Origin of the sequence: Glaciihabitans sp. GrIS 2.15 (assembly GCF_035984695.1) — a bacterium.
Taxonomy (GTDB): domain Bacteria; phylum Actinomycetota; class Actinomycetes; order Actinomycetales; family Microbacteriaceae; genus Lacisediminihabitans.
The window spans coordinates 87208-107607 of the sequence record NZ_JAXCHU010000007.1 but is presented as its reverse complement, the minus strand read 5'-3'; the positions used below and the strand labels follow the sequence as shown (position 1 = coordinate 107607).

Annotated in this window: 16 protein-coding genes; 9 read left to right on the top strand and 7 right to left on the bottom strand. The window is 64.7% G+C overall.

Annotated elements, in window-relative coordinates; genetic code table 11:
* Window position 1: 1 nt before the first annotated feature.
* Together RCH11_RS11480 and RCH11_RS11475 are read right to left on the bottom strand one after the other, a co-directional pair.
* The gene (locus RCH11_RS11480; protein ID WP_327057143.1) at window positions 2-2041 is read right to left on the bottom strand and encodes a vWA domain-containing protein; all 2040 of its coding nucleotides are present in this window, start codon (window positions 2039-2041) and stop codon (window positions 2-4) included.
* A gap of 24 nt (window positions 2042-2065) precedes the next feature.
* Window positions 2066-3451: a magnesium chelatase gene (locus RCH11_RS11475; RefSeq protein WP_327057142.1), complete on the bottom strand. Its 1386-nt coding sequence runs from the start codon at window positions 3449-3451 to the stop codon at window positions 2066-2068.
* Window positions 3452-3789: 338 nt separating this feature from the next.
* Between RCH11_RS11475 and RCH11_RS11470 the strand changes: the two genes are divergently transcribed.
* Complete coding sequence (locus RCH11_RS11470; RefSeq protein WP_327057141.1) at window positions 3790-4701, top strand: diacylglycerol/lipid kinase family protein; 912 nt, start codon at window positions 3790-3792, stop codon at window positions 4699-4701.
* 26 nt (window positions 4702-4727) lie between these two features.
* On the opposite strand, the gene RCH11_RS11465 is transcribed toward RCH11_RS11470, so the two are convergent.
* Window positions 4728-5657 carry an aldo/keto reductase gene (locus RCH11_RS11465; RefSeq protein WP_327057140.1) on the bottom strand — a complete coding sequence of 310 codons (930 nt, stop codon included), beginning with the start codon at window positions 5655-5657 and terminating at the stop codon, window positions 4728-4730.
* A gap of 155 nt (window positions 5658-5812) precedes the next feature.
* On the opposite strand from RCH11_RS11465, the gene acs reads away from it, so the two are divergent.
* On the top strand, window positions 5813-7831 hold the full coding sequence (gene acs / locus RCH11_RS11460) for an acetate--CoA ligase (protein WP_327057139.1): 2019 nt from the start codon (window positions 5813-5815) through the stop codon (window positions 7829-7831).
* A 40-nt stretch (window positions 7832-7871) separates the two neighbouring features.
* Here the strand turns inward: acs and RCH11_RS11455 are convergent, their stop codons facing one another.
* Both RCH11_RS11455 and RCH11_RS11450 read right to left on the bottom strand, forming a co-directional pair.
* Window positions 7872-8513 carry a response regulator transcription factor gene (locus RCH11_RS11455; RefSeq protein ID WP_327057138.1) on the bottom strand — a complete coding sequence of 214 codons (642 nt, stop codon included), beginning with the start codon at window positions 8511-8513 and terminating at the stop codon, window positions 7872-7874.
* Window positions 8510-10231 carry a sensor histidine kinase gene (locus RCH11_RS11450; protein WP_327057137.1) on the bottom strand — a complete coding sequence of 574 codons (1722 nt, stop codon included), beginning with the start codon at window positions 10229-10231 and terminating at the stop codon, window positions 8510-8512. Before RCH11_RS11450 ends, RCH11_RS11455 begins: the two co-directional genes overlap by 4 nt.
* Before the next feature lie 183 nt (window positions 10232-10414).
* Between RCH11_RS11450 and RCH11_RS11445 the strand changes: the two genes are divergently transcribed.
* The 5 genes from RCH11_RS11445 to cydC are packed head-to-tail and all read left to right on the top strand — an operon-like array spanning window position 10415 to window position 17242.
* Entirely contained in the window at window positions 10415-11299 is an 885-nt protein-coding gene (locus RCH11_RS11445) for a universal stress protein (protein WP_327057136.1), read from the top strand.
* A 31-nt stretch (window positions 11300-11330) separates the two neighbouring features.
* Window positions 11331-12740, top strand: a complete 1410-nt coding sequence (locus RCH11_RS11440) for a cytochrome ubiquinol oxidase subunit I (RefSeq protein WP_327057135.1) — start codon at window positions 11331-11333, stop codon at window positions 12738-12740.
* Window positions 12741-12758: 18 nt separating this feature from the next.
* Window positions 12759-13808 carry a cytochrome d ubiquinol oxidase subunit II gene (gene cydB / locus RCH11_RS11435; protein WP_327057134.1) on the top strand — a complete coding sequence of 350 codons (1050 nt, stop codon included), beginning with the start codon at window positions 12759-12761 and terminating at the stop codon, window positions 13806-13808.
* Between the two features lie 4 nt (window positions 13809-13812).
* Window positions 13813-15450, top strand: a complete 1638-nt coding sequence (gene cydD / locus RCH11_RS11430) for a thiol reductant ABC exporter subunit CydD (RefSeq protein WP_327057133.1) — start codon at window positions 13813-13815, stop codon at window positions 15448-15450.
* 31 nt (window positions 15451-15481) lie between these two features.
* Window positions 15482-17242, top strand: coding sequence for a thiol reductant ABC exporter subunit CydC (gene cydC / locus RCH11_RS11425; protein ID WP_327057132.1), 1761 nt, complete (start codon window positions 15482-15484; stop codon window positions 17240-17242).
* 119 nt (window positions 17243-17361) lie between these two features.
* Here cydC and RCH11_RS11420 read toward each other — a convergent pair whose 3' ends face one another.
* On the bottom strand, window positions 17362-17916 hold the full coding sequence (locus tag RCH11_RS11420; RefSeq protein ID WP_327057131.1) for a universal stress protein: 555 nt from the start codon (window positions 17914-17916) through the stop codon (window positions 17362-17364).
* Between the two features lie 50 nt (window positions 17917-17966).
* Window positions 17967-18776 (bottom strand): ABC transporter permease, encoded by an 810-nt coding sequence (locus tag RCH11_RS11415; RefSeq protein WP_327057130.1) that lies wholly within the window; start codon window positions 18774-18776, stop codon window positions 17967-17969.
* 195 nt (window positions 18777-18971) lie between these two features.
* On the opposite strand from RCH11_RS11415, the gene RCH11_RS11410 reads away from it, so the two are divergent.
* Window positions 18972-19700: a VIT1/CCC1 transporter family protein gene (locus RCH11_RS11410; protein ID WP_327057129.1), complete on the top strand. Its 729-nt coding sequence runs from the start codon at window positions 18972-18974 to the stop codon at window positions 19698-19700.
* Window positions 19693-20397: a response regulator transcription factor gene (locus RCH11_RS11405; protein ID WP_327057128.1), complete on the top strand. Its 705-nt coding sequence runs from the start codon at window positions 19693-19695 to the stop codon at window positions 20395-20397. Before RCH11_RS11410 ends, RCH11_RS11405 begins: the two co-directional genes overlap by 8 nt.
* Window positions 20398-20400: the final 3 nt, after the last annotated feature.

Below are 20400 nucleotides of genomic sequence, written 5' to 3'. Positions count from 1 at the left end.
CTTACCCGCGTCCGAACAGGCCGTCGAAGCCACCGCTTGACGGGCCCTCAGTGCCCCCGCGGCCACGCGAGCCGAGGTAAGAACTGACGACGGCCGCGCCGAGATCATCGAGTTCGGGGGCGACGACCGTGCCCCCGACACGCTTCGCCATCGAGTCGATGAACCGGGCAAGGCCGGGATCGTCGCCGAGGCGGAAGAACGTCGTCTGGGCGCCAAGGCGCATCGAGTTTTCGAGCTCGCGCACGGCGTAGGCCACGGTGAGTGGATGCGGCGGATAGTCGAAGAAGACCTCACCACTGGCTTCGAGGTGCGAGGTCGGTTCGCCGTCGGTGACGATGAGGAGCACCGGCTGGGCGTTCGGATGCCTGCGGAAGTGACGGTTTGCCAGCAGCAGGGCGTGATGCAGGTTGGTGCCCTTGTCGTAGATCTCCTCGAGCCCGGTGAGCTGCTCGATGTCGATGACGGAAGCCGACCGACCGAAGTTGATGAGCTGCAGGTCGTCACCGCGGAAGCGGCTCGTGATGAGGGTGTGGAGCGCAAGCGCGGTGCGCTTCATCGGTACCCACCGCCCGTCAATCACCATCGAGAATGAGGTGTCCACGAGCAGAGCGACACAGGCCTGGGTGCGCGCCTCGGTCTCCTGTACCTCGACGTCGCCGATCTCGATCCGCACACCCGCGCCGGTTGCGCCGCCCTCCCCTGCCGTGCGGGTGATGGCGTTGGTGATGGTGCGGGTGACGTCCCAGGATTCCGTGTCGCCGAAGGCCCACTCGCGGGTGGCACCGGAGCGCTCCCCCGCCGCCCCCGCCTGGCGGAGGTCACGGTTACCCTGGCGACCCGACATCCGATTGGCGACATCGCGCAACAGAGCCTTACCGAGCTGCCGCATCGCCTTCGGGGTCAGGGTGAGCTGGCCGTCAGATCCGCGCTTCATCGTGCCGGAGTCACGCAGGGCTTTTTCGAGCTGCTGAAGCGTGCGGGCATTGACCGCTGCTTCGTCGCCGAGCTGGCGGGACAGCTGGTCGAGGTCAAGGTCGTCCAGGCGCGATCCGTTGTACGACTGCGCGAGCTGCTCAGACAGCGCGTCGAGCTCGGCGATGTCCTGGAATACCCCGGTGCCGTCGCCGAGACCGAGCCCCTCCTCACCATCCATCTTCTCGGAGCCGCCCCAGTTTTCACCCGGGCGGAGCGAACGGAGGCTGCCGTCGAGTTGGGCAAGCGACTGCATCAGCTCCGGTGACCCGAAGGCCTGCTGCGCGAGCGCATCGAGTTCGTCGCGCTGTTCCTGACTCATCGAGTTCCGCATCCGCTGAGCGGCAGCGGCGCGCTCGGCGAGCGAGTCGAGAAGTTCGTCGATGTTGGATGGCTTATCGGGGAAGAACTCGCCGTGCTTCTGCATGAAGTCGTCGAACTGCTCCTGGCTGTCCTCGCCCCGCCCGTGGGCGTCCAGCAGGGCGTTGAGATCGTTCATCATCTCGGTGATTGCGGCACGGTCGGCGTCGGTGGCGTTCTCCAGCGCATCCTTCATTCCGGCGAAGCGTTGGTCGAGCAGCTCGCGCCCGAGCAGGTCTTTGATCTTCTCGAAGTCGGCCCGAGCCTCGCTGCTCTTCCAGTCGTAGTCGCTGAGCTCGCTGACCGCTGCCGCCGGGGAGGCCGGCAGGTTGTCGAGCTGCATCTCGGCGAGCATCCGGTCGCCATCGTCCAGCTCGGTGTCGCGGGCAAGCTGTTTGCGCTCGGCCAGAACGGCTTTGTCGAGCAGGGCTTTGACCTCCTGCAGTGTGCCGTCGAGGTTGTGCTTCTTCGTCAGCTCGCGCCGACGCTCGGCAACCCGGCGCGCCAGGTCGTCGAGACCCGCCTGGTTCGCGCCACCTCGGCGCAGGAACTCGCGCATCGCACGCTCGGGCGAGGAGCCGGCCATGACATCCTCACCGATCGCATCGAGCGCCTCGGACAGGTCGACGGGCGCAGCAAGCGGATCGGGCCCGCCGTCATACCTGCCATAGCGAGCACGACGTGCCAGCCGGCGATTGGCTCTAGCCACAGTTATTCCTAGCCACAGTTATTCCTAGCCATAAATGACCTCACCCTCGCCGCTCTCTTTGCTGATCTTGCGCATGAGGTAGAGGCCCTCGAGAGCGAGCTCGATCGCGCCGGCTCGCTGCCCGTCGTTGGTGGCACCGAGACGGGTACAGATCTCGTCGTAGAGCTCCGATTCGCCCAGCACCGGCAGGCCGGCGAGAAAGTCGCGGGCGGTGACCTGCTCGCCGGTGGTGACCATGACCCCGCTCGCGATCGACTCCACCAGCACGGCAAAGTCGAGACCACGGAAATGGGCCCGCACTGTTTCTGCGGTGGCGGTGCGGAGAAGATGGTCGAGAATCTCGTCTTCTCGCCCCTCCTCCCCCGACTCGAACTCGATCTTGCCGCCGAGCACGTCGACGGCCGTCTCCAGGTCCACCGGCCGGGCCACGGCATCCGCCTCGCCCTGGCGGGTCGCCCGGTGGATCGCGGCTGCGGCGATAGTCTCGGCTCCCGCGATGGCGAAGCGGGCGCTCACACCGCTGCGCTGGTCGACCGCGGACGACTCGCGCAGGGCGCGCGTGAAGCGGGCGAGGATCTCGACGAGGTAGTCGGGCACATCGGCGACGAGGTCGGACTCCTGGCGGATGATGGCGATCTCATCGGCGAGTTCGGTCGGATAGTGGGTGCGAATCTCGGCGCCGAAGCGATCCTTCAGCGGGGTGATGATCCGCCCGCGGTTGGTGTAGTCCTCGGGGTTTGCACTGGCCACCACGAGCACATCGAGCGGGAGGCGCAGCACGTAGCCGCGGATCTGGATGTCGCGTTCCTCCATCACGTTGAGCATCGCGACCTGGATGCGCTCGGCGAGGTCGGGCAGCTCGTTGATAGCGACGATGCCGCGGTGGCTGCGCGGGATCAGGCCGAAGTGGATGGTCTCCGGATCCCCCAGGCTCCGACCCTCCGCGACCTTCATCGGATCGACATCGCCGATCAGGTCGGCCACACTCGTGTCCGGGGTGGCGAGCTTCTCGGCATACCGCTCGTCTCGGCCGCGCCAGGCGACCGGGAGGTCGTCTCCCAGCTCGGTGGCGCGGCGCACACTCGTTACGGTGATGGGTTCGAAGGGGTGCTCACCGAGCTCGGAGTCCTTGATCACCGGACTCCACTCATCGAGCAGCCCGACCATCGTGCGCAACAGGCGGGTCTTGCCCTGCCCGCGCTCGCCGAGAAGCACGATGTCATGGCCGGCGATGAGGGCCCGCTCGAGCTGCGGGATGACGGTGGAGGCGAAGCCGTGCAGCCCGGGCCACGGGTCGTGGCCCTCGCGGAGCGCGGAGAGAAGATTGTCGCGGATCTCTACGCGCAGCGTCTTCTGCACATGGCCGGAAGACCGGAGCTCGCCAACGGTTGTCTGGGGGGGTCGTATCACCTCAACAAAGCTACCCCGCCCCTGACCAGTGACCGCAGTGAATACGCCATGGTCCCAGCCAAGGCGAAGGGTTGGACCACGGATTGCACCCTCACCGGCGAGCTCCTCGCCGCCGAACTCGGTGGGTGACCGAGACGCTCATGGACCCCGCGGGACAGGGCGGCGGAACTCAGTGCGGAACGAAAATTGCCATTCTGGCCGCAAATTACGGGCTGGTCAACCCGCTCTCCCCGCTCGATTCCCGCCCCTACGATGACTCCATGAATAATGCCAGGTCCCGTGTTGCCGCGGTCGTGTACAACCCCATCAAGGTAGACCTCCCTGCTCTCCGCGAAGCAGTGATCTCGGAGGCTGCGGCCGCCGGTTGGGGGGAAACCCTCTGGTTTGAAACCTCCATTGATGACGTCGGCCAGGGCGCGACGGGAGAAGCCCTTGCGCAGTGCGTGGATATGGTGATCGTCGCGGGCGGCGATGGCACGGTTCGAGCGGTTGTCGAAGCGTTGCGGGGGCATGAGGCGTCCGTTGCCCTCCTGCCATCGGGCACCGGAAACCTTCTCGCGCGCAACCTCAAGTTGACACTCAACGATCTGCCGGGAAGCGTCAAGGTCGCCTTCACCGGGGTAGATCGACAGATCGACCTTGGCATGATCCGCATTGAACGGGCTGATAAGAGCCGGGATCAACATGCGTTCGTGGTGATGGCTGGACTGGGCCTCGATGCGAAAATGATCGCCAATACCGACGAGAAGCTCAAAGCCAAAGCTGGCTGGGTTGCCTACATAAAAGCCCTTGCCGCCTCACTGAGAGACCCATCGGAGCTTCACCTCCAGTTCCGGCTCGATGATGGACCTCGCAGGCGAACGACCGTGCACACCTTGATCCTCGGCAACTGCGGTTCCCTGCAGGCAAACATTCTGCTCATGCCCGAAGCGGTGCTGGACGACGGCAAATTCGACCTCATGATGACTCGACCCGATGGCGTGCTCGGTTGGATCAGGGTCTGGGTCAAAGTCGCCTGGACCAATGGTGTCGTTCGGCGCACAAAAGCCGGAAAAGCGATTGCAGGAGAACACAAGAACAATCCAGATCTTCACTATGAAACGGGCACGTCATTCACCGCGCGCCTGTCGGATCCCGAAGAAATCGAACTCGATGGCGACGGCTTCGGTGAAGCGATGGCGTTCACGGCGTGGATCGAGCCGAATGCACTTCGTGTCCGCACGCCCGAGGTCACGGCGCCTGCACAATGATGCGGTGACCGACGGTTCCGCTGCGGCTACGGCAACACGTGACCCGCCGCCGTGAAGAGCCGATACCACTCCGGGCGGGTGAGAGGCACGTCCGAACCGGCGGCCGAGTCGCGCACTCGGTCGATATTCGTGGTTCCGAGCACCACCTGCATGTTGGCCGGATGACGCGTGATCCACGCCACCGCAATGGCGGCGGCGGGCACCTCGTAGCTGATCGCGAGTTCGTCGATCACGTCGTTCAACTCCGCGTAGTTCTCCCGGTCTCCGAGGAACACTCCGTCGAAGAATCCCTTCTGAAATGGCGACCAGGCCTGGAGGGTGATCTCCTTGAGGCGGCAGTAGTCGAGGATGCCGTTGTCGCGATCGATCGACTGGTCCAGCCCGGCCATGTTGGCGGAGACTCCCGCAGCAATGAGCGGAGCGTGGGTGATGCTGAGCTGCACCTGGTTGACGACGAGCGCTTGGTCCAGCGACGCGGCGAGTAGTTCGATCTGCCCTGGGGTGTGATTCGACACCCCGAACTGGCGCACCTTCCCCGAGCTGTGCAGCGTGTCGAAAGCAGCTGCCACCTCATCGGGTTCGACCAGGGCATCCGGGCGGTGAAGCAGCAGGAGGTCGAGGTAGTCGGTCTGGAGTGCGGCGAGGGATTCATCAACGGAACGGAGGATGTGCTCTTTCGAGTAGTCCCAGAACCCCGAGCGGATGCCCACCTTCGACTGGATTGTGATGGCCGACCGCTCGGCCGCGGAGAACGTGATCGCCTCACCGAATCGTCGTTCGCATCCGTGGGTGGTGTCACCATAAACGTCCGCGTGATCGAAAAACGTGATGCCGGAGTCGATTGCGGCTCCCACCAGGGAGCGGATTTGTGAATCGGAGAGCGGTTCGATCCGCATCAGCCCGAGAATGATATTCGGAACTTCGACGGTCGAATTCAGCAGAGTCAGTGTCTTCATCGGTCAAGTCTGCGCCCTTTGGCCAGCTCCGGAGCTTCACCTCGCACCGAGATCGGGTTGGCGTTGGCGGCAGGTAACCGAGTCGTGCCGGTCTTCGTTACGTGGTCTTACGCGAGAACAAAGACCGCTGGCCGCGAAACTGTAGCGTGCAACCAGTGACCGAAACGATCGAAAATCTTTCCCGCGAAACACGGGTCTTCCCTCCCCCGGCTGACTTCGCGGCGACAGCGAACGTCGACGGGTCCGAATGGGCGCGCGCCGCCAGAGACCCGCTCGCTTTCTGGGAGCGCCAGGCCGACCGGCTGGATTGGGCAGAGCGCTGGCACACCGCCCACACCTGGTCGCCGGCCAGGCCGACCGGAGGAACGGATGCCGCGGGCGAACTGGAACTGTCGATCCCGTCGGCAGAATGGTTCGTTGGCGGCACGCTCAACGTCGCCGTCAACTGTGTCGACCGGCACGTCGTGGCCGGTCGTGGTGACCGCGTCGCGATCAATTTCGAGGGTGAACTCGGTGACCGCGAGGTGATTACCTATGCCGACCTGCAACGACGGGTCGCCCAGGCGGCCAATGCCCTCACCGCACTCGGCATTGTCGAAGGCGATCGGGTGGTCGTCTACCTTCCGGTGATTCCCGAGAGCATCGTCATCACCCTCGCGATTGCCCGACTCGGCGCCATCCACTCTCTGGTTTTCGGTGGATTTTCGGCCGAAGCTTTGCGTTTTCGCGTCGAGGACACCGGGGCGAAGCTACTCGTGACCTCTGATGGCCAGTTTCGCCGCGGAAAGGCTGTGGCGGTGAAAAGCCAGGCCGATGCCGCCGTTGCCGGTAATTCGACCCTCGAGCACGTTCTCGTTGTTCGTCGAACGGGTGAGGCCACTCCGGGGATCCCGTGGACCGAAGGCCGGGATGTCTGGTGGCACGATGCCGTCGGCTCGGCCGCGGATGTTCACGAGCCGCAGTTCTTCGACTCCGAAACGCCGCTGTTCATCATTTACACCTCGGGAACGACGGGCACCCCAAAGGGAGTGGTTCACACCTCCGGCGGCTATCTCACGCAGGCATCGTGGAGCCACTGGGCGATCTTCGATGCACAGGACAACGATGTGTACTGGTGCACGGCCGACCTCGCCTGGGTCACGGCGCACACCTACGTGCTCTACGGACCATTCTCGAACGGCGCGACATCCGTGCTCTATGAGGGCACACCCAATACTCCGCACACCGGGCGCCATTTTGAGATCATCGAGCGCTACGGCGTCACGACCTACTACACCGCGCCAACGCTTATCCGCACCTTCATGACCTGGTTTCCGGATGGCCTTCCGGCGACCTGGGACCGCTCGAGCATCCGCCTGCTCGGCACCGTGGGAGAGTCGATCAACCCGGCAGCCTGGATCTGGTTTCGCGAGAACGTCGGAAGGGGTGACGCTCCGATCGTCGACACCTGGTGGCAATCAGAGACCGGTGCGGCGATCGTCGCGCCCCTGCCCGGCGTCACGCACCTGAAGCCCGGATCCGCGACTCTCGCACTGCCGGGGCTCGCGGTTCGGATCGTCGACGAGGAGGGCGTCCAGGTGCCTTTCGGCTCTGGCGGCTACATCGTGATCGATGGAACCTGGCCGGCAATGGCGCGCACGATCTGGCGAAATCCCGAGCGCTATCGTGACTCCTATTGGAAAAAATACGCGAGCCGCGGATACTTCTTCGCCGGAGACGGCGCGAAGTACGACGACGACGGCTACATCTGGTTGCTCGGGCGAATCGATGATGTGATCAACGTCTCCGGGCACCGACTGTCGACCATTGAGATCGAATCTGCCCTTGTGTCGCATCCGATGGTTGGAGAGGCGGGCGTTGTCGGCGTTGCGGATGCGACGACCGGACAGGCGATCGCCGCGTTCGTCATCCCGTCGACAGCGATGGCGGATGACCCGGCTGCGGCTCGTGAATTCGAGGCGGCTCTTCGAGCCCACGTGACCCATGAGATCGGGGCGATCGCCAAGCCCCGGGACATTGTGATCGTTCCGGACCTGCCGAAGACGCGCTCGGGCAAAATCATGCGGCGGCTGCTGGGAGACATCGTCGATGGTCGCGAACTCGGCGACACAACGTCACTGCAGGATGATTCGGTTCCGCGTCTCATCGCCGAAATAGTGAGGGACCGGCGGTAGCACTCCGAAAGACCGGCGCAGAGTGGGATTTGGTGCCCGATCAGCCCTCTGCTGCGGGATGCGACGCGAGATGCAGGATCGCGGCCTGGGTGCGGCGCTGCAGGCCGAGCTTGGCAAGCAGCCCGGAGACGTAGTTCTTCACAGTCTTCTCGGCGAGCGAGAGTTCCGTGCCGATCTGGCGGTTGGTGAACCCGCCGGCGATCAGGGAGAGGATCTGTGTCTCCCGGGCAGTGAGCGATCCGAGGCGTGGGTCGGTGTCGGAGCGGGTGTGGATGCGCTCGATCACCTTGCGGGTGAGCTTTGGGTCGAGTAACGATCGACCGCTCGCTACCTTTCGGAGCGACTCGACCAGGCCGCTGCCGCGGACATCCTTGAGCACATAGCCGGATGCCCCGGCGATGACGGCAGCGGACAGAGCCTCCTCGTCGTCGTAGCCGGTGAGGATGAGGCACTTAACCTCCGGATTGTGCGATCGCACGTCCCGGCAGACGTCGATACCGCTCCCGTCGGGAAGGCGCACATCGAGCAGCACCACATCGGGAAGGGTCGCGGCGATGCGTGACCGGGCCTGCGCCGCGGTGCCCGCTTCGCCGATTACCTCGATGTCGTGCTCCGTACCGAGCAACTCCGCGATTCCGCGCCGCACGATCTCGTGATCGTCCACAAGGAAGACCCGGATCATGAGGCCTCCGTTCCGTCTTCGTCGCTGCTGTCGATCGGAACACTCCAGTCGAGCCGGGTTCCGTCGGCGCTGGAGTCCACGACGAACGATCCGCCACGAGCAATCGCCCTTGCCTCGATGTTGGCCAGTCCGCTGCGACGGGACGTGTCGGTGATTCCTCCCCCGTTGTCGGAGATCACCAGGTGGATCATGCCGTCCCCGACGTCGAGCGTTACTCCGGTCTGCTCCGCGTTGGCGTGCTTCGCAGCGTTCGACAGCGCCTCTCGGGTCACCGCTACGACGTCATCGGCGAGTCCACCGGTAACGACGAGGTCGACCGGACCGGTGAAAGCGACTGTCGGGCTCTTCTGCAGTCCAGAGGTGATGTCGTTGGCCAGGTCGATGATGCGGTGCCGCACAGAATCACGGGTGTCTTCGCGTGCGGAGAGGGCGAAGATCACCGTGCGAATCTGGGTGATGGCGGAGTCGAGGTGACTCACCGACTGAAGGATCCGCTCCCGCTCGACCGCTGATTCGATCGATCCGGCGACGCTCTGTAACTCGAGACCGGTGCCGAAAAGCTGTTGGATGACGTGGTCGTGCAGGTCGCGCGCGATCCGTCCACGATCCTCGAGCAGCAGCATCCGCTGTTCGGACGCCCGGGCGCGGGCGAGCTGCATGGCAAGGCTGGCCTGCCCGGCGAAGTCCGCGGCCATCTCGAGGTCGGACGGGGCGAAGCAGAGACCCCCTGCCATGCGCGCCACCAGCAACACGCCCTCGGCCCGGCCGGACGAGATGAGGGGAACAGCCATCATCGGGCCGAGCGGGCGCTCGGTCGAGAAGAGCTCGGAGTCGGGGCTTCCGCCCCCGACAAGACGGGGCTGCTTACCTTCGAGAACGCTGCCGGCAAGCGTGCCGGCCGAGGGGAAGCTTCGGCCGACAAGATCGGCCTCGCTGTCGCCGCGAGCGATCTCCACAACCAGGGTGCCTGCGGTAGACCCGGGAAGGATCATGCAGACGAGGTCGCTCTCGGCGAGGACGAGCACCCGGCTCACCAGAGTGGAGAGAGAGTCCGACTGGTCTGAGGAGAGCATCGCGGCGGTGATCTCGGCGGAGGCAGCGGACCAGGCCTGCCGTCGGCGAGTCTCGGCGAACAGCCGGGCATTATCGATGGCGAACCCGGCGGAGGCCGCAAGCGATTCGACGAGCTGCTCATCTTCACGGCTGAAGGCGCCGGAAGCCTGGTTGCTCAGGTAGAGATTGCCATAGACCACGTCGCGCACCCGGATGGGCAGCCCGAGGAAGCTCTCCATCGCCGGATGCCCGGCCGGGAATCCGCTTGACCGCGAGTCGTCGTGGAGGTGTTCGAGTCGAATGGGGCGGGGTTCGTCGATGAGAGCACCGAGCAAGCCGTGCCCCTCCGGCAGGTGGCCGATGACGAGTGCCTGCTCGGGAGGAATTCCGACATAGATGAACTGCTCGAGACTGCCACCCGGTGCGATCACCCCGAGCGCGCCATACTCGGAGCCCACCAGGTCCACCGCGGCTTGCACGATCCGCTCGAGGACGACGGGCAGCTCGAGGTGTTCCACGACGGCAAGGTTCGCCCGGAGCAGAGCGCGCAGGCGTCCCTGCGTGGCGAGCACATCCTGAGCGCGGTCCACAAGTTCGCTGAGCGCACGATCGAGTTCGGCTCGCGGCTCATCGGGGAAGGTGAGAGGTTGGTGATGCGACGCCACGTGATTCCCCTGCCGACGCTGATCAAGTGACACCGATTCGGGACCGGGTCAGCGCGTGTGCCGGCATTTTCGAGCGTAGCGCGTCGGGGTGCGAGCCTGAGCAAATGGTCGCGGGACTTTAGGCCCGATCGCGTCGCGAGCGCGCCTCCATGCTGGGGAGCAGAGAGAAGCGGGGGCAGTGTTATGGACAGAATGATCCTTGTCGGCGTGGACGGTACTTCGGCGTGCCACGCGGCGATCCGCTGGGCGATACTTCGGGCAGCGACGCTGGGGTCCTGCGTCGTGCTCGTGCACGTCGTCGATGACGAGTGGGGCATGATCGGCGAACAGTCGATCTCTGAACTCCATCCCTCCGCCTACGCCCTCGTCGAGAAGGAGACGGTCTACGCCCGTTCGATCGACTCCGCGGTCACGGTGAGTACCCGCATACTCCTCGGTGATCCGATGGTTGAACTGGGCGTCGCGTCCCGAGAAGTCGATCTCGTCGTGATCGGAACTCATAAGACGGGTTTCCTGCACGGACGCGCCTTCGGCTCACGCAGCCTCCAGCTCGCCGCGACGGCCTGGTGCCCGGTCGCCGTGATCCCCGAAGGGTCGACAACCGAGCGTCATGGCATCGTCGCCGGTATCGACGACTCGGCTGCCGGTCGCGCCGCCGTGCGGTTCGCCGCGACCGAAGCACATCGGGTGCACGAGGAGCTGGTGCTGCTGCGCGCCTGGACCTCCAGCGTGCACGGTTCCGAAGCGGAAGACGGAGCCGCCGAGCAGCGTGCCCGGGATGCATTGGAGACGCTCGGATCCGAATCCGTGGCCCTCGCCCACAGCGCAGGAGGCGGGGTGCTGGTGCGCACGCGTACTCTGCGTCGACCCGCGGCGGAAGCTCTCGTCGACGCAGGGATGTCGGCCGAGCTACTCGTGATCGGCAGCTCTCGGAGACACGGCGCCCAGATGGCGGCCCTTGGACCGGTGAGCCACGACGTGCTGCTCAACATCGCCGGACCGACCCTCGTCGTGCACGGCGACACCGAGGGCCACCCAGAAGCCGAACTGGCCGGGCGAACGAAATGACAGCCCTGCCACATCCGATCCGGAGATACCAGTGAACGACATCCTCAGTCCCCTCATCCTGTCGCAGTGGCAGTTCGGGCTCACCACGATCTACCACTTCCTGTTCATTCCGATCACGATCGGCATGGCCACCACCACGGCGGTATTCCAGACGGCATGGTACCGAACGGCGAAGGTCAGGTACCTGCATCTCACCCAGTTCTTCGGCAAGATCTTTCTCATCAACTTCGCGATGGGGGTGGTGACCGGCATTGTGCAGGAGTTTCAGTTCGGCATGAACTGGTCGACCTACTCTCGATTCGTCGGGGACGTCTTCGGCGCTCCGCTTGCGATGGAGGGATTACTCGCCTTCTTCCTCGAGGCCACCTTCATCGGGTTGTGGATCTTCGGCTGGGACAAACTGCCAAAGGGCATCCATCTCGCCACCATCTGGATCACGGCGGCTGGCACTATTCTCTCGGCGTACTTTATCCTCGCGGCGAACGCGTTCATGCAGCATCCGGTGGGCTTCCGCATCAACGAAGCCCGCGGCCGGGCGGAACTCACCGACATCTGGGCTGTGCTCACCAACAAGGTCTCGCTCGCGTCGTTCCCGCACACCATCGTTGCTTCGTTCATGGTCTCTTCCGCGCTCGTGATCTGCATCGCCGCCTGGCATCTCGCCCGCAGGCAGAATCTGGACACCATGCGACCGGCGATGATCTTCGCCCTCTGGACGATGATCGGTGCCGGCATCCTCACGGTGCTCACCGGCGACCAGCTTGGTCTCGTGATGGTGCAGACGCAGCCAATGAAAATGGCCGCGGCCGAAGCCGCCTACAACACGGTGACTGGGGCGGATGCCTCGTTCTCGATCTTCACTCTTGGTACGCCCGACGGGGTGAACGAGCTGTTCTCGATCCGCATCCCGTACCTGCTGTCATTCCTTTCGACGCACACGCTGACCGGAACCGTCGAGGGGATCAACGACCTGCAGGCCCAGTACCGCACGCTCTACGGACCCGGCAACTACGCGCCCGTGGTCTGGATCACCTATTGGGCGTTCCGCTGGATGATCGGGCTTGGCATGCTCTCCGTGCTGCTCTCAGCCGCTGGCCTGTGGCTGATGCGCAAGGGGCGCCTCCCGAAGAACCCGTGGGTCTGGCGAGTGGCGGTCTGGGCGTTCCCACTGCCTCTCGCGGCAATGATCGTCGGCTGGATCTTCACCGAGATGGGCCGCCAGCCCTGGATCGTCTTCAGCCTGCTCAAGACCAAGGACGGCGCCTCGCCCAACCTCACCGGTCTCGACGTGCTGATCTCGATAGTTGCGTTCACGCTGGTCTACGGCATCCTCGCGGTGGTCGAATTCCGACTCCTGAAGCGAGCCGCCCAGAAGGGACCAGAGGGCGCGCCGGTCACCGACGACTCCGAAGTCCCGACCGCCCGAGTGACTGTGTACTAAGAGCGTGAGGAATAAGTGATGGATCTCAATATTCTGTGGTTTTGGATTGTCGGCTTCTTTTTCATCGGATACTTTGTGCTCGACGGCTTCGACTTCGGCGTCGGGATGGCGCTGCCTTTTCTCGGTCGGGACGAGATCGATCGCCGCGTCATGATCAACACCATCGGACCGGTCTGGGATCTCAACGAGACCTGGCTGATTGTGGCAGGGGCTTCGCTGTTCGCCGCCTTTCCGGAGTGGTACGCCACGCTGTTCAGCGGTTTCTACCTCGCACTTCTCCTTATCCTGCTCGCACTGATCGCTCGTGGTGTCTCCTTCGAATATCGCCACCACCGGCCGGAATCGCGCTGGAAGAAATGGTTCGACGGCATGATCGTGGTGGGGTCGGCAGTGCCGGCACTGCTGTGGGGAGTGGCGTTCGCCAATATTGTGCAGGGTGTTCCGCTCAATGCCGGCCACAACTACACCGGAACGCTGTTCGACCTGCTCAACCCCTACGCACTGCTCGGCGGGCTCACGACGCTCATGCTGTTCTTTACCCACGGCGTGGTGTTCATCTCGTTGAAGACGGACGGTGACCTGCGACTGCGGGCTCAGAGACTCGCCGTGCGGTCGGGTGCGATTACGATCCTCGTCGCTGCGGTCTTCCTCCTGTGGACCAACCTCGCGCACGGTCAGGTCGCTTCCTGGCTGCTCGCCACGTTGGCAGCGGTGCTACTGATCGGTTCGTTCTTCGCCAATCTCCGCGGACGGGAGCGCTACGCATTCGGTCTCATGGCCGGCACGATCGCCATCGCGGTCGCGAGTCTCTTCGCGGCACTCTTCCCCGACGTGATGCCGGCGAGCAATGACGTGGCCAACAGCCTCACGATCGCGAACGCGTCGAGCACTCCGTACACCCTCACGGTGATGAGTTGGGTCGCCCTGGCGGTGCTGCCCTTCGTGCTCGCCTACCAGGCCTACACGTACTGGGTGTTCCGCAAGCGCATCACCCGTTCATCGATCCCAGAGGACACGCAGCCGCTTGCCGACTCCCCGTCCGCATCGGCACCATTGCTCGGTCGCTGAGTCGATGCGTCCGCTTGATCCCCGGCTGCTGCGTTATGCGGCCGCGGCGCGCACCTTCTTCGGCGTTGGCGTCGTACTGGGGATCGTGAAGACGATCGCGACTGTTGCGTTCTGCTTGGTGCTCTCACAGGCGATCGTGGGAGCGATCGTTGGGAGGTCATTCACCGAATTACTCCCCGACATCATGACCCTGGCCGGGGTGGGAATCCTGCGGGCGGCCACGATCTGGGTGATGGATGTCGCGTCGGCCCGCGGCGCTGCGGTGGCGAAAAGCCAGTTGCGCCGGCGCCTCGTCACCGGGCTTGCCCGCCTCGGCCCCGGGTGGCTCAACGGACGCAACCGAGTTGATATCGTGACGACCGCCGGGGCCGGGCTTGATGCCCTCGACGGCTACTTCTCGCTCTTCCTCCCCCAGCTCATCCTCACCGCGATCGCCACTCCGCTCGTGATCGTCGTAATCTTCCTCCAGGACGTGACCAGCGGCATCCTCGTGGTCCTCGCGTTGCCGCTGATCCCGATCTTCATGATCTTGATCGGGCTGGCGACCCGGGCGGTACAGAGGCGACAGTGGCTGGTGCTCGCGCAGTTATCAAGCCGGTTTCTCGATGTGGTTGGCGGACTCGCCACTCTGAAGATTTTCGGCCGACAGCATCGCCAGGCAGCGCGCATCGAGTCGCTCACCGAGTCGTACCGCATCGAGACGATGAAAGTGCTTCGCATTTCGTTTCTCAGCGGCTTTGCCCTCGAGCTGATCGGGAGCCTCTCGGTGGCTCTGGTGGCGGTTTCCGTTGGGTTGCGGCTGATAGACGGAAGCCTCGGCCTTGCGGTTGGACTTTTCGTGCTGCTGCTCGCACCGGAGGCATTCCTGCCGCTTCGCCAGGTGGGAGCGAACTTTCACGCGGCCGCGGATGGCATCGCCGCCGCGGAAGATATTTTCGAAATCCTCGATGCTGCCCAGGCGGTGACGCGAGAGGCCGAGGCACTGGGCGGACGGGCGACGTCGCTCATTCGAAGTGAGCTGCGCTTCACCGAGGTGAGCGTGCGCCACGAGGGCAGGGTTGCAGTCGACCGCTTCTCCGCGGTGATTCGTCCCGGTCGGTTGACTGTTTTGGCCGGTCCGAGTGGATCGGGAAAATCCTCGCTTGTGGCCGCACTCCTCGGCTTCGTGCCCTTCGACGGGACGATCGAAATCGGTGGTGCCGCTGCGGTCGACGATCGTCGGTCCCGGACGGCGTGGGCGGGACAGGGAGCGCCGCTGCTCGAGGGCACCATCGGCAGCAATGTGGCGCTCGGTGCGATGCAGCCGGATGACACGCTCGTACGCCGAGCGCTCGCCCTGGCCGCTCTCGGCTCTCTCGACCCGGAATTACCGGTGAGTGTGACAGGCAGCGGACTGTCCGGTGGGCAGGCCGCGCGGGTGGTTGCCGCCCGAGGGATCTACCGCGGCATCGACCGATTCTGTCCCGTTCTGGTCTTCGACGAACCCAGCGCCGCTCTCGATTCCCGGGCTGAAACACAATTACTCCGCGGACTCCGCCGACTCGCCGACGAAGGCCACACCGTGCTCGTCGTGAGCCATCGCCCGGCGGTCATCGCCGCTGCGGACGAAAACATCGAACTGGGGGTCGCGCTCCGTGTCTGACATCACTTCTGACATCACTTCTAACATCCGAATGAACGCAGATTCACCCACTGTGGCCGTTCTCCGCCTCGCCCAGCCGCCCCTGGGCAGCTTCATGCCCGGGGTGTTCTTCGGAGTGATTTCCGCGTTCAGTTCGGTGGGCCTTCTCGCGACATCGGCCTGGCTGATTACCCGCGCGGCGGAGCATCCGCCCATCCTCTTCCTCGGCGCGGCGATCGTGGGCGTTCGTGCGTTTGCGCTGCTTCGCGCCTCCGCTCGCTATGTCGAGCGACTCAGCAGCCACGATGCGGCGTTCCGCCAGCTCTCGGCGCTGCGGGTCGGGATCTATCGGCGGCTGGTGCCGCTCGCACCTGACGGATTGCGCGGCAGTGCGCGTGGAGCCGGGCGTGGCGACTTGCTCGCCCGACTGGTGAACGATGTCGATGAACTGCAGAACATGCCGCTGCGAGTCGTGCAGCCGCTGCTGGTGACCGTTGTCACCGCCGTGCTCAGCGTGGTGGGCGTCAGCATCGTCCTGCCGTCCGCCGGTGTCGCACTCGCAGTGGCGCTCCTGTTGGCGTTCGGCGCTGCAACCCTCGTGCAGTCGGCGATCGCCGGACGGGCAGAACGATCAATCGCTCCGCTTCGAGGTGCTCTCGCGGACCAGCTGCTCGACTACGTATCGAACATCGATGTGCTCGTCGCCTTCGACGCCCTTCCGGGGCGGATCGCCCGGGTGGAGGCCGCAGACCACCGCCTTCGCGTTGCCACTCTCGCCCGTGCCGGTGGTGCCGGAGCAACCTCCGCCATCCTGGCCGCTCTCGCCACCCTCGCGTCTGCCGCCGCGCTGCTTGTCGGTGTCCCGGCGCTCGGGCACGGACTGGAAGGACCCGCCCTCACGGTGATTGCTCTCATCCCCCTGGCGGTCTTCGAGGTCGTCGCGAGCGCACCGCTCGCTCTCGGAGCGTTCAGGCAGGTGCACGCGAGCGCTCGGCGGGTGGCGGATGCGACTCCCACGAACATCTCAAGAGCGATACCGACCGAGCCCGCTGCGCGTCGCTCCGGCCCCGCGCCACAGACCGGGCCTCGTGCCGAGTCGGTGCCGATGCTTCAGCTGACTGACGTCGGTGCGTGCTGGCCCGGTGAATCCGGTACCGCTTTCAGCGGCCTCAACCTCAGCCTGCGCCGCGGTGACCGTGTCGTCGTCGAGGGTGCCTCGGGCTCCGGCAAGACGACCCTCGCGCACGTTCTGGTGCGCTTCCTTGACTACACCGGCAGCTACCGCATCGGTGGTGTCGAGTCGAGACAGCTGTCGGGCGACTCTGTGCGCGACATCGTGGGCCTCTGCGAGCAGTCGCCGTACCTGTTCGACGAAGACATCCGCCAGAATCTCCTGTTTGCACACGATTCCGCGACCGATGAGCAGCTCGTGGCGGTGCTCGCCAGGGTCGGACTCGCCGACTGGATGCGGGAGCGCGGCGGTCTGTCTGCCCGCGTGGGCGACGGCGGTGTGCTCGTCTCCGGCGGGCAGGCTCAGCGCCTCGCCCTGGCAAGGGCCTTGCTCGCGAACTTCCCGGTGATCGTCTTCGACGAGCCGACAGCCAACGTGGATCCCGAGCTCGCTACCCAGCTGATGCGCGACATCCTCACGGTCGCCGGGGGCGACACGGGCGACGACCAGCGCACTGTGATCGTGATCTCCCACACGCCCGTACCCGCGGATCTCGTCTCTCACCGGGTTCGGCTCGAAACTCCTGACCGGACCTTCCCCGAAGGCCCGGCCAGCCACGCACACACCGGAGACGATCGCTGAGAAACATAGATGTCAGTGACGCGCGCGTCGTGCCGACCGAAACCAATCGGCGCGGGTTTTTGCGCGTGCGAGACTGTCGAGGTTGAGCGCCCAAGCGATCGGGATCTATTCCGGTTTTGTCAATGAACGACAAGCACCGGGCAGTGGGCCTTTTCCGCGCAGGCAGAACTCACCGATCCGAGCAGCAGTCCCACCACTCCCCCGTGGCCGCGGCTGCCGACGACGAGCATCTCAGCGCCGTCGCTCGCGTCGATGAGGCGCTGGGCTGCATTCCCTTCGATGGAGCTGCTACTCACCCATCCCGGGAGTTTGGCCCCGAACTGGCGACCTATGGCGTCGTTCATGATCTCTGTCGCGTCCTTTTCGGGCGACCATTCAGAAATGCTGATATCGGCGTAAGCGGCAAAGTACTTCCAGGTGGTCACGATCTGCACTGTGGTGTTGAGGGAACTCGCAAGGCTCACGGCCTGAGCAAGGGCGCGGAGGGATGGCTCGGATCCGTCCACTCCGACGACTATTCGTCCCTTCCGTATCGGCTCGGTGAGGGTCGGACGTTCCGCGGAGGCGGTCGTGATCGCACCCGCGGCAGCGTGGGTGAGATCGTCCGCTTCGTAGCGAGCCCCGTCGGGGTGGGCGACGAAGTGAGAAGGCTGGGTAGCTGAGGTTCCGGTCATCCGTTGCATGACACCAGTCCACGCCCTGGCGAGCTCGCGAACCTAGGGACCTAAGACCCGATTTGGGACTTCTCCGCGGAATTGCTCGCGCCGGAAATAGAACGGGACCGGCGCTCTCCGAGGGGGCGCTCGTCGAGCGGTAACACCTCGGGAGCGCCAAAGATACCGCTGAAAGAGGCCGCCGATAGTGCCCCGGCAGCAAGGATGGCCGCGAGCACCACGATCTGGAACTGAGCCGCTTGGATCGGCGATGCTCCCGCGAACACTGCACCGACGAAGGCTCCGGGCAGGGTGACGATACCGGTGGTGCGGGTCTGGTCGGTGGAAGGAATGAGAGCCGTGGACGCCGCCGAACGCACTGCTCGCAGTGCGGACCGGCGCGGTGTGGCGCCGAGAGAAAGCCACGCTTCCATCTCGTCACGCTGCGAGAGATAGAGGGAGCCGAGCGAGCGACCGGTCAGGGTACACACCGTCATCGTGTTACCAATCACGATGCCACCAAGAGCGAGCAGGTAACGCGGACTGAAATCCACCGCCCCGGTGGCGAACACGACAACGAGGGGAATTGCGGATGCCCCGATCACCGTGCCGGCGAGGGCGGGAAGGTAGCGCGGCGCCACCCGCAGTCGTCGGAAGATAACCCAGGTGGCCGCCGCAACCATCACGGTGAGAAAGATGGCGACCCACCAGCGATTACTGATCACCCCGTTGAGGATCAGGCTGAGAATGCCCAATTGCACGACCGCGCGCAGGAGCGCCCACGGTTGTAGCCACGGATGCTCGAGTCGGAGGGCGAGCACGACACCGAGGGTAAGTGCGGCGAGAAGTGCGACGGCGATCATCGTGACAAGAGGGGTCACCGCGGCTCCGATCCGATGCGCGTTGTCTGGCGGGGAGAGTGCTTCTTGATTAAATCACAGGCTCAACCTGCCGTTTCCGTGACTGGCGTGCGTTACCGGTTCGTGCGACTTCGACTTTACAGACCGGCAAATCCCCAGCAATAGGCGAGCCTGTCCTTCGTGGAAATCCCGACGCAAAGGGAGTTCTATAGGACCATGACCTACGAGACCGCCCCGAACCAGCAGGCCAATGAACCGCACATGGGCGGTGTCGCCCAGAGGCTCAACTGGCTACGCGCCGGGGTGCTTGGCGCCAACGACGGCATCGTCTCGGTGGCCGCAATCGGCGTCGGTGTTGCGGGCGCCACCACTGCGACCGCCCCCATCCTCACAGCGGGTCTTGCTGCCCTCGTCGGAGGCATGATCTCGATGGCACTCGGAGAGTATGTGTCGGTCAGTGGCCAGCGGGACAGTGAGCACGCTCTCATCGAGAAAGAACGTCGCGAACTCGAGGAGACGCCGGATGAGGAACTCGCCGAACTCGCCGGCCTCTACCAGGCGAAGGGCCTCAGCCGGGAGACGGCGCTCACCGTGGCGACCGAACTCACCGCCCACGACGCGCTCGCCGCCCATCTCTCCGTCGAGCTGAACATCGATCAGAACGACGTAGTGAGTCCTTGGCATGCAACGTTCGCCTCTGCGGCCGCCTTTCTCCTCGGCGGAATCGTGCCTCTGCTCGCGATCCTGTTACCCCCCGAGCAACTTCGAGTGCCGGTGACCTTCGCCGTCGTGCTTCTTGCGCTCGCCGCGACCGGACTGATCAGCGCCCATCTCGGCGGTGCCGGCCGAGTGCGCGCAGCCTCTCGAGTCGTGATCGGGGGCGCGCTCGCGCTCATCGCGACCTTCACGATCGGTGCACTTCTCGGCACGACCGGCATTGTCTAGCGTCGCGAGATCCGGCCTCACGCGCATCCTCGTCGTCGAGGACGATGAGGCGATGGGATCGCTCATCGCGCGGGGCCTCACTGGCGAGGGTTATGACATCACCCTGGTGACCAACGGCATGGATGCCCTCATCGCCGTGGCCAATTCCGACTTCGCCGCAGCGGCCATCGATGTGATGATGCCAGAGATGACCGGCTTCGAGGTCTGCCGCCACCTACGGCAGCACGGCAGCACGCTGCCGATTCTGCTTATCACCGCGCGCGATGCCATCGAGGATCGGGTCTTCGGTCTTGATTCTGGCGCGGACGACTATCTCACCAAACCGTTCGCCTTCGCCGAGTTCAGCGCCCGCATCCGCGCACTGGTTCGCCGCGAGGCCTCCACTCCCAAGCCCGTATTGCGCCTCGGGCCGCTCACGCTCGACACCGCGAACGTTCGTGCATCCGTCCACGACAAGCAGCTTCCCCTCAGTACCAAGGAATTCTCGCTGCTGCGATATCTCGTATCGCGGTCGGGCGAGACCGTCTCCCGCAGCGACATACTGCAAGAGGTGTGGGGCACCACCCGTCACATCGATCCGACGATCGTGGACCAGTACGTGCGCTACGTGCGCCGTAAGCTCGATCCGGTGGATGCGGGTGTGAAAATCGTGACAGTGCGCGGCTCGGGCTATTGCCTCGTCGTCGACGGGGCCTAAGCA